The sequence below is a fragment of the Nocardia sp. NPDC003726 genome (genome assembly GCF_053586955.1).
This window is the reverse complement of record NZ_JBSFNF010000002.1, coordinates 482,269-491,833: the sequence shown is the minus strand read 5'-3', so window position 1 is coordinate 491,833 and position 9,565 is coordinate 482,269. Positions and strand designations below refer to the sequence as shown.

7 protein-coding genes, 1 tRNA gene and 1 pseudogene are annotated in these 9,565 nt (G+C 63.4%); 1 reads left to right on the top strand and 8 read right to left on the bottom strand.

All coding sequences use genetic code 11. The features are described 5' to 3' along the window. From ACWDMM_RS04720 to ACWDMM_RS04685, 8 genes and pseudogenes are all read right to left on the bottom strand, one after another. A pseudogene (locus ACWDMM_RS04720) lies at nucleotides 1-410 on the bottom strand (transposase); the annotation flags it as partial. Nucleotides 411-623: 213 nt separating this feature from the next. Beyond that, nucleotides 624-1,940, bottom strand: coding sequence for a 5-methylcytosine restriction system specificity protein McrC (locus ACWDMM_RS04715; RefSeq protein WP_449935978.1), 1,317 nt, complete (start codon nucleotides 1,938-1,940; stop codon nucleotides 624-626). A 130-nt stretch (nucleotides 1,941-2,070) separates the two neighbouring features. Continuing rightward, nucleotides 2,071-3,741 (bottom strand): McrB family protein, encoded by a 1,671-nt coding sequence (locus ACWDMM_RS04710; protein WP_449935976.1) that lies wholly within the window; start codon nucleotides 3,739-3,741, stop codon nucleotides 2,071-2,073. A 59-nt stretch (nucleotides 3,742-3,800) separates the two neighbouring features. After that, nucleotides 3,801-5,696 carry an N-6 DNA methylase gene (locus ACWDMM_RS04705; RefSeq protein ID WP_449935973.1) on the bottom strand — a complete coding sequence of 632 codons (1,896 nt, stop codon included), beginning with the start codon at nucleotides 5,694-5,696 and terminating at the stop codon, nucleotides 3,801-3,803. Beyond that, on the bottom strand, nucleotides 5,693-7,477 hold the full coding sequence (locus ACWDMM_RS04700) for a DNA methyltransferase (protein WP_449935970.1): 1,785 nt from the start codon (nucleotides 7,475-7,477) through the stop codon (nucleotides 5,693-5,695). The genes ACWDMM_RS04705 and ACWDMM_RS04700 overlap by 4 nt, the downstream gene beginning before the upstream one ends. Further along, entirely contained in the window at nucleotides 7,477-7,629 is a 153-nt protein-coding gene (locus ACWDMM_RS04695) for an AbrB/MazE/SpoVT family DNA-binding domain-containing protein (RefSeq protein ID WP_449936000.1), read from the bottom strand. Before ACWDMM_RS04695 ends, ACWDMM_RS04700 begins: the two co-directional genes overlap by 1 nt. Before the next feature lie 742 nt (nucleotides 7,630-8,371). Next, nucleotides 8,372-8,494, bottom strand: coding sequence for a hypothetical protein (locus ACWDMM_RS04690; RefSeq protein WP_449935968.1), 123 nt, complete (start codon nucleotides 8,492-8,494; stop codon nucleotides 8,372-8,374). Nucleotides 8,495-9,036: 542 nt separating this feature from the next. Then, nucleotides 9,037-9,109 (bottom strand) — tRNA-Asn (locus ACWDMM_RS04685). Between the two features lie 203 nt (nucleotides 9,110-9,312). On the opposite strand from ACWDMM_RS04685, the gene ACWDMM_RS04680 reads away from it, so the two are divergent. After that, nucleotides 9,313-9,558 carry a hypothetical protein gene (locus ACWDMM_RS04680; protein WP_039796811.1) on the top strand — a complete coding sequence of 82 codons (246 nt, stop codon included), beginning with the start codon at nucleotides 9,313-9,315 and terminating at the stop codon, nucleotides 9,556-9,558. Nucleotides 9,559-9,565 lie beyond the last annotated feature (7 nt).

The window sequence follows — 9,565 nt, the reverse complement described above, 5'->3', positions numbered from 1 at the left end:
GGGCTGCTGCGCGCCCGCAGGACGGCGCTGGGTACTGCGATGCTGCCCGGTCACCCGGCAGGCGAACCGTTCGCTGACGCCCATGAGGCGCCTCAGATGCGCCACGGCCGCGCGCCGGCGTTCCGGGTCTAGAAGTTTCCCTTGGCGATCTCCTTCAACGCCGCCTTCTCCAACTCCGCTTCGGCCAAAAGCCGCTTGAGTGTGGTGTTCTCGCGTTCGAGGTCTTTCAACCGTTTGGCGTCGTCGGCTTTCAGTCCGCCGAACTGGTTACGCCACCGGTAGTAGGTGGCTTCGGTGATCTGCAACGCCCGGCACACATCCGCGACGTCCTTGCCCTCGCCGAGCAGCCGATCGGCCTCGGTCAACTTGCGCACGACCTGCTCAGGGGTGTGCCTCTTCCTCGTGGTCATCGCCATCGAGCCTTCCCGCCCACAACGTGGGCCGCAAGACCCACACAGTCGATGGACCGACCTCACGGGGTCAGGTCACCTACTCTCGCACAGGCTCTCAAGCAATCTCGGTTCAGCACATCTGATGACCTGTTGGGCGAGGTCGACAAGCGGCCGATGCTACGCCTCGTCGGTGATGGCGGTTGACGAGCTGACCGAAGCCGGTCTCATCTCTTACTGGACCACCCAGTCGAGCGAGAAGTCTTTGACCGTCGCGGCGAGACGGGCGACGTAGGTGCCCCAGTTCCCCTGGCTCTGGAGATCGACCCGGGTGGGGAACGGCAGATGCGTAAGCCAGGCCGGATAGCTCCGATCTGGAAGCCGTTCGAGCTCCGACTGACGCGGTTGGCCGCCAGCGTGCGTCGGGTAGAGAAGGACGGCCAGATCAGAGGGTCGACCCCCGAGGGTTGCCAGGTGGCTGTACGTGAACAGCTGGTACCCATCCGAAGAGGCCGGAGCCTTCCCCGTTCCGAGTTTGTACTTTGCGTCGGCCACCACGACTTGCCGGCCAGCCCAGAACATGAAGTCCGGGAACGACGCCGTCGGAGGCTTCGTGGGGTCGCTGCTGACTGGTGTTCGCGGCACCCAGGGTGGAGGGACGGTGACACTCTCACCCGGCCGAGCATTCCGACTGACAGCAACGGCGCTGAAGGCGCTGGCCAGCACCAGCTCCATACACTGCTCCCAAAACTTCTCGGTGGAGACGTGCACCAGAATGGCGTCGGTCGTGTCAACCCCGCTCTCGGGAACGACCGCCCAGTCACGAAGAACCGGTACTGAAGCATCGACCGCTGGCTCCCACATCCGGTCAAGCGGACTGAGCCAGAGACGCTCGATCGTGAGCAAGGCCTGCTCACGATCGATCAGCGTGACGCCGGACAGGTAGCGCAGCAAGTGAATTGCTCGCGTCTGCAGACCAGGCCGTAGAGCGGTGATCTTGCGCGGCAGGCGGTCGCTCGCGATCACGCGGAGCGCCGAAGCAACCACCTGCAGCAGCGGGGTGTCCATCGTGAGTTCGTCGAAGGTGGACTCAACTCGCGGCGTCCCCGTCGCGAGTGATAACAGGAGGCTCTTCTCGCGCAGCCGCCCGCGAGGCACCTCCAAAGCCTCGCTCCGCTCCGCATAGCGCGGGCGCGCGCGAAAGATGAGACTCTCGACTACTCCCAGCAGCCGCTCGTGGGTAAGCAGCCGCAGCAGTGAAGGAGCGAACGCGCCCTCAAAGTTCAGTGGGCTGCTCGTGAGGCTGCCTCTCTCAGCAAGCAGCATCAGGTCGATGAGCTCGCGGAACGGATCGCCGACGATGGCGGGAGCAGGGACCGCCTCGTCTGGTGGCACTCCGAGGTCGAGCATGTCAGCCTGAGATCGCCCGATTTTCGCGAGACCCGTGGCGAGCGCCCCGACGGACGTGGCGGTGGTGTTCACCATTGCCAGCTCCGTCTCGTGCATCACGATGTGCGTGAGGGCACCGGGCACGTGAGCGTAGTTGCGCACAGCCCGAGTCCTCGTCGACCAGGGCTTTGGCAGCACCGTCACTGTCACGCGACCGCTGGCACCGTCAGGCAGGACAGCGAAACCCGACCGCGTTCCGCGTGGGCTGGCCTTGATCCAGATGCTCGGGACGCTACTGCTCATCGTCACCTTCGCCATCGTCGAGCTGCTCGTCTGATGCCTCCGACAAGACGTATTCGGCGGCGGCTCCGGCAGGGATGTCGACGACGGTGAGTCCGCGCGTGAGGCCGTGGCCTTCCTCTGTGATCGCCAGCGAAAGGCTGACAAGGAACTCGTCGAACTTCGTCCAGCGGTCGGCAACGTCACTCGCGTTGGCGGCTTCGAGCCACGCGTTCCTGGTCTCCTTGGCAAGCAGGTCGGTCGCTCCCACCTGGGTAGCGGTGTCGATCAGTTGCGGAAGGATCGCGTAACGCCAGATCATCCACTCGGCGTCTTCGTCAGCGTCAAACTGAGCGTTCTCAAAGCCTGCGAGAGCCGCCATGTCGATCACGCCGTAAGGTCTTCCGGGCCCATGCTGCGAGCCACCCGTCTTCTCATGCCACCCAGTTGGCTCGACGCTGACGGCCTGCAGCGCCGCAATCACGGGCTCCGCATTGTCGAGGAGCATGAGTTCGAGGGTGTCATCGGCGCGACGCAGCCAAACATGCACCTTCTGATCGAGTCTAAGCGTGGCACCGACGGTGCTGAACTTTTGGCCGTCTGCGGTCTCGCCCTGGTAATAGAGCTTGTGATTGTTGCCGCTCTTGTTCCACCTAACGACATTGTCGACGTAACGCTTACCTTCGAACCAGATCTCGATCTTGTCGTGGATCCCCCGCGGCGAGCGTTCGTTCGTGACGACTCCGTTCGACGACATGGGGAAGAACGAGTCGATGAGCCCCCGCCGTCCTCTCGGCTTATCCGCATCGGGCAAAACCAACTGAGTGTGACTGCCTCCATCGAGCACACGAGCCTCAAGCCAGAATACGCCGGTGACGTTGTCACCAGCCGCTGCCACGCGCACCCCAGCGAGCGGGTCGGTGGCGTCCGCGACTGAGCCTTCGGTGGCTGTGACGCCGAACAGGTAGCTGTGACCAAGCATGGCGTTCGGCCCCAGACAGCGACGCAGTGCCTCGTTGAGGTTGGTCAGGTGATCGATCGAACGCTCTACTCGCGCGGCGGCGTCTCTGCCGTCAGTTGCGATGATCTGCTCACGGAGGGCGTCACCAACCAGCGGCTCGACGTGGATGAATCCGAACCGCCGGCGGAGTGCCGAGTCCAGCGGTGCGATCGAGCGGTCCGAGGTGTTCATCGTGCCGAGCAAATAGACGTTGCTGGGCACCGAGAAGAGCGAGCCCGAGTACGGCAGGGTGACCTCCATCCCGCCATTCCACTCTGTCCCGTTCCACGTGGAGCGCTTGCTCTTTTCCATCGTGAGCAACAGGTCGCCAAACACCTTGGGCACGTTGGCGCGGTTGAGCTCATCGATCAGTACCAGGTAGTCCGAGTGGGGGTCTTTGATCGCATCATGGATCACCTCCCGGAGAAAGCCGTCTTTGCGCACGAAGGCCTTAACCTCGTCGTCGTAGCGGAGACCTTCGACGAACTCCTCATAGGTCGTGTTGGGGTGGAGGGTGATCGCGTACCGCCCGCGCCCCTGGCCGACCAGCTTCCGGCCGGTCTCTCTCTCCCAGACTTCGACTATGGAGTTGATGACGTGGGATTTGCCGACGCCGGGCGGCCCCTCGAGAACAGCATTCTTGAAGCGTCGAAGCACACGTGTAGTCTCTAGCGCCAGTTCCATTCAGCTCCACCTCTCCATCGCAACGACTTTATTCGCGTGGAGACTCGACGACCAATCCACTACTTGCGCAAGCGGTACGCGAGTGCCTGCTCGGCGAAGGCGCGCAATCTAGTCCCCCTAAGTGAATCGTCTTGCCCCTGGCACACGGCACCGACCACAGCGGCGTCGATAACCAGCAAGAGATCGTCGGTCCGGTGTTCGATGAGAGCACGTCCAAGCTCCGCGAGCCTGATGACATGATCGGCTGAGAGGTCTGGAAGGACGAGCCGTCGGAGATCAGTCGCCTCGACCTTGAGTGCGCCTCCGCCTAGTACCGTGCATGTCGCTTCAAGATTGGCCCAAACCCAGCTGGAATTCAGCAGCGCCAGCAACGCCTCGGGCGGGATGGCGTCGGGCTCGGTCGGCCACAGCGTCGAGAAGTTCGCGTCAATGACGCTGGCGGACTGGTTCAGGTACGTCCTCGGCTGGCCGCCGCACACCCGGCCGACGAACAGGGATGGGCGGTGACGCGGTGCGAGTTCTGGCAGCTGGTACCAGAAGCTCACCGGTCGACCCGAGCGGTCGGTCCTGCTGTTCGGGGCCACAGCCGCGAGGTCGGGGAATAGCTTCGCCGGGTTCTTCTCGGAAAGCGGAGTCGCTGCGACCTTCGCGATCCATCGCCCCACCGCCGCTGGCAACACTCGAACATCCCCGGCTTCACCCATCCGCTCTCTGTCGGATGCGGTCACCCAGCCACGGAGGTTGACGACCCGAGATGCAAGTGACGCGGCGTCGACCCCCAGCTTATCTCGGAGCTCGCTCTGACGTCGCACTGCGGGAAGCAGGCACTCGCAGGGGATCTCAAGCGAGAGTATTCCCCACCGAGCCGCCGGGCGAACAACGCCGTCTGCAATGCTGACGTAGAAGAAGTCGTTGGCTCCGCTCCTGAGTCCCTGCCCTGCGCGCCACCCGTACGACTCGAGGGTCCGGGTGGCGATATCTTCGGGCTTCACACCGAGCACACCAGAAACACGCGTAGGGATGTGTGCTGCCTGTCCTAACGCCGCGACCGACAGGTCGTGCTCGACATGCGCGCTGAGGCCGGTAGTCACCGACACCGAGTTGCTCGAGGTCACCTCGCGGAGGGCGGTCACTACCGCCTGTTCCGAGTTCAAAGACCCACGCAAGGTCCCCTCGGTGTCGAGCTCTCTGGTCGCTCTGGCTCTCACGACGAACTGTCTGTCGATACGTGCCTCGATCGGTCGCCGCCTGGCGACCACCAGCTGTGTGCGCACCTGAGCGTCGTCGAACCAGGAGGCATCGCCATCTTCGACGATGAACTCGACATCGAATGCTCCGTCCAGGAGCTCGCGCACCGCATGGGCGTAGTTGCGACTCAGCCATGCCTGCGGGGCGACCACGGCGAGCCTCCCGCCCTCGCGCACCAGCGCGGCGCTGAGGATCCAAGCTGGGACGGCGATATCGGACGTGCCGGGGTAGCTCTTGGCTACGCGCAGCCACAACCCCTGAGCATCACCGGCGAGCCGGCTCTTGATCGCCCGCAGCAGGCCAGCCCGCGCGTCCTCGCTGGTCGGGATGCTGATGTCGTCAACGTCGCGCTTGGACTGGTAGCGGATGTACGGCGGATTAGTGATTACGAGGTCGAACTGCTCGGACGGGAGGGAAGCCGAGAAGGCGTCGCCCACCGCGAGCTTTGCGCCGGCTACACCGGCCAACGCGACTTCCGCCTGGGCAATTGCGAGCGGGTCGATGTCGAGACCGACCATCTTGTCAGGTCGCGCACCGATGGCGAGGCAGGCTTGAAGCAGGTCCGCAGAGCCAACCATCGGATCAATGATGGTCCTGGCGGTCTTGGCATCGGCCAGCGCGGCGAGCAGCCGACCCACTCGCTGGTGCGTGAAGTACTGGCCAAGCTGCTTCTTCCGGGCCGCCTCCCGCAGTGAGATGACCGTCACTCGCGTGCCTGCATCTCGTACACCGCGCGAGCATCCATCGTGATCGGCACACCATCGACTAGTGCCATGCCGACCAGCTCCGAGAAGCGGCGCTGCTGCTGACGGGCCGTCGTCTGCTGCCCGTTCACCTGACGATAACTGACCGTGACCAGGTCATTCATGGTTGAGCTCGTGGAGCGAGCCAATTCGGCCGGGGAACACTTGCTGACGCGGAGCAACGGATCGCCGCTGACCGCTACGTGGCCGTTCACCTGCTTGAAGCTGGCTTGTGTCTTGTCGAGAATGCTGGCCGCGGTGACTGTCAAGCCAGCGTCGGCAAGGCTCGTCGTGAGCGCCTGCCAGACCGACGCCTTGGACGAGTGGAAGACGAGCGTTGCATCGGCGGCTGGCTTCATGACACGCGCGACTTCGGAGAATACCGAGGTCAGCAGGGCCTGGTATTCGCCGACCCCCTTGCCTTGAGCGGGCGAGATGATCGCCTCATCCTTGGACTTCGTGGTCCGTCCCAGCCAGAGCTCGTTCAGCTGGTTGATCTCCGAGTACGGGATGTAGGCCCCGAACGGCGGATCGGTGAACACGTAGTCGATGGACTCGTTCGCCAGGTGCAGATCCGTGCTGCTCCCGGTGACGATCATGGCGTCACCTGATAGACCATGGAGCAGCTCGAACGCTGCAGCGAACGTCTTGATCTTCCGCTGAACCCCTGTGAAGACATTCTTCTCCACCGGCAGTCCGCTGACGTACATGACGCCCGACTGGGCACCGGTGACGACGAAGTCCTTGGAGTTCTTCTTCAGTACGACTCGGGTCATGAGCGTCGAGTGCACGGCGTTATAGGACAGCACGAGAAGCCTCAGTGCTTCGCGGAGTTCTTCCGGCTCGTCCTCGATGAGCTGCCACATCGTCGCCAGCCCTCGGAAGTTTCGGGCGGTGTATAGATGGTGCAAATGGGTCATGCCTTGGTGGTAGCCGCTGCGATGAAGGTCTCCCCAGTTCAGCGGAACGATCGGCGCGCAGTCCGGCAGCTCGCGGGCCAGCGCGTCGGCCTCGGCGGCTCGGTCGTTCTCGGTAGCACTCCTGCTCCAGTTGCCGGTCGACGAAGTACCGTAGACCTTCCACGGGACTCGACGACGACGTCGAACCAGCTCGCCGGTCCACGGGTCCAGGACGTCCTCCAGCACCCGCGGCCAGTCGTCGGGCGACCCGACGTAACCGCAGACGCATGTGAAGCCGTCATCGAACCGCAGGGGTTCGTAACGAACTCTTGTGTCGGCGTAAGTCGTCTCGGCATCACAGCCTGGGCACTGCACGACGTCACTCCAGATGACCTGACGCACCGTTCCGGCCTGCCCATTCGGCCCTGCTACGGCATAGAGCGTCGGCTCGAGCTTCGTGGCGGCGACCACCACCCGCAGCGCCGCCTCTGTAAAAGTCTTGGGGTCGGGCGCGGCGGTCATGACACGCGCCAGCAGCGTGCCAATCTCCGAGAGTTCGTAGATGGTGGCTTTCCGGGCACCCCAACGCGGCTTCAGCCCGCGTTCGGCAGCCAGCGCCAGCATCCGGTCCGTCGGCCGCTCACAGAGCAGTGCGGCGATGCCGGTGGTCCCGGAGCCGCCGAAGACGTCCAGAACGTGGTCGCCCGGCTCGGTGTGGCACGCGATGAATAGCGCAACGCTTTCCGCAGAGATCTTTGTCGGATACGAGAACGCGTTATAGAGAGGACCTGTGCGGTCCGCGGGCAGCGGTGCCGAATAGAGAGACGCCAACTCGTCGGTGCTCATCATGCTCTCTTCTCGTCTCGGGTCGACCGGGTGCGACCAGTCGGTCGGATTCGGATCTCCTTGCGGTCCTCAGTGAGAGCGAACATGAGCTCACTCCCCGCGTCGAGGTTGAGGGCGCGCAGAAGCTCGACAGGGATGCAGACCTGGCGCACTTGCGTCAATACGCGCGGGCCGTACCATACCTCCTGGTCAGCAGTCACGTGTCCACCCTAACACATCTAATAGTTCTGTTATTACTATTAGGCAGGTATTAGAGCGATTCACAGATCGATCGTTGCCTCGCTGCTCAACCAAGAATTTGTCAGTACGGCGGGCCCGCGACAGTCCGACTCAGGCCAGGCGCTCAGCGCTTCCCTCGAACCAGTCGACCCCGGCGTGGATACCACAGCCCATTTACCAGCTCCTGCCGGGACGTCGTCTACGGATTTCCTACGATCCGCCGCCGAGATGGACCCTTCCGGCAATTCGTGACAACTCGGTACGAACCTCACTGGAAGCATTCCCCGGGTCGATTGAGGTATCGACCATTGGCATCTGTGCATGCACGGTGCCTGGATATCAATACAGGACGGTTGCACGGATTACTCTGAATTAAAGGCACTCACAGGCAGCGCTCCTGATTTCCCATCGCGCTTTGACGATCAGATACCGACAGACCATAGCCCGGCCTGGGCGTTGGCAAGCAATCGTATGGGTGCGTGATCGAAGGGGAAAGGGACGGCGGGTAAGCCGCGTGTCTCACCCTCATTACGACAGCCGCAGACGACGCATCCCGGACGAGGGTGGGTCGCGCGCCGAAAATGCCGCCGTGTGGCCGCTCGGGCCGTGGTACCCGACACCGACAGTGGCGTCACCCGAGCAACGACCGTGTCCGAACTGTGGACGCAGTACCGGTCATTCTTGGTCAAGAAAGGCCGCGCCGAAGGCACCCTGGCTCTGCACGACCGATGGGCAGTGTTGTAGAGCAAGGAAATTGGCTACCGCCGCATAGGCCCGGATGAGTTCAAAACCCAGCACGGCGGAAGTGTTACTCGACGAAGTAGCGGCCGATCACGGACGCGAGTCGATGCCCAACGCGCGGTCGATGATGTCCGGGATGTTCCGCCATGCTGTGCGCAAGAACACCCTCGAAGTGAATCCTGTTCGAGAAGTAGAGGTTCCAGAGAAGGTCGAGCCGAAGGGCCGCACCGGCGGAGCTGCCCATATCGAGGTGGAGGACCTCTGCGTCATCTTGGCGTCGGTGTACTGGTCGACGGTGCCGTGCCCAAGAAAGATGACCAAGGCCGAGCAGAAGCGTGGGCATGCGCCACTACATTCCGCCGACCGTGCCCGCGTATTGCTATGCCGCCGACCTGGCCGATCTGATCGCGATCATGGGTGTCATCGGACAGCACACGAGCCAGGTTCTCGAGCTTGCCTTGCCCTTCTACTACCGCGAGAAGAAGGAGAACCAAATCGTCGGCAAGACATCCGAGTCAAAGTCAAGGGGCCCGGCGGCATTGGTACGAACTCGGCCCCCAACCATTCGCATGAAGCCGATGGTCAGGGACCTGTCTCTGCTCCCCCATCTGGACTCGAACCAGAAACCTGCCGATTAACAGTCGGCTGCTCTGCCAATTGAGCTATAGGGGATTGCCCTCGGCTCGTCCGGTTGGTATCGGGCGGGCCGAGGAGAAACTCTAGCGTATCGCTGGGCGGGAGCCCAAATCGCGTCGCTACCTGCTGTCTTGTCCGCCGGAGGCGGGGTGTCGGCACCGGGTGTCCGGATCGACAGGCGTGTGGGGCGTCGGGCAGGATGGGGGCGGCGAACTGGCAACTGGGAGGAGCACATCGAGATGCTGCGGTTGATCATCGGCGTGGCGGCCGGCTACGTACTCGGCAGTAAGGCCGGGCGGGCTCGCTACGAACAGATCAGCGCCGCGACCCGCGCGCTGACCGAGAGCCCGGTGACCCGCAAGCTCGTGCTCGTGGGCAGGCAGAAACTGGCGGACAAGCTCAGCACCCGCCCCCGCCTGGAGCCGATGGAACCGATCGATGAGCGCACCACCGTCCTGGTGCCGCACGACCAGCTGCGCCGCTGATCACACC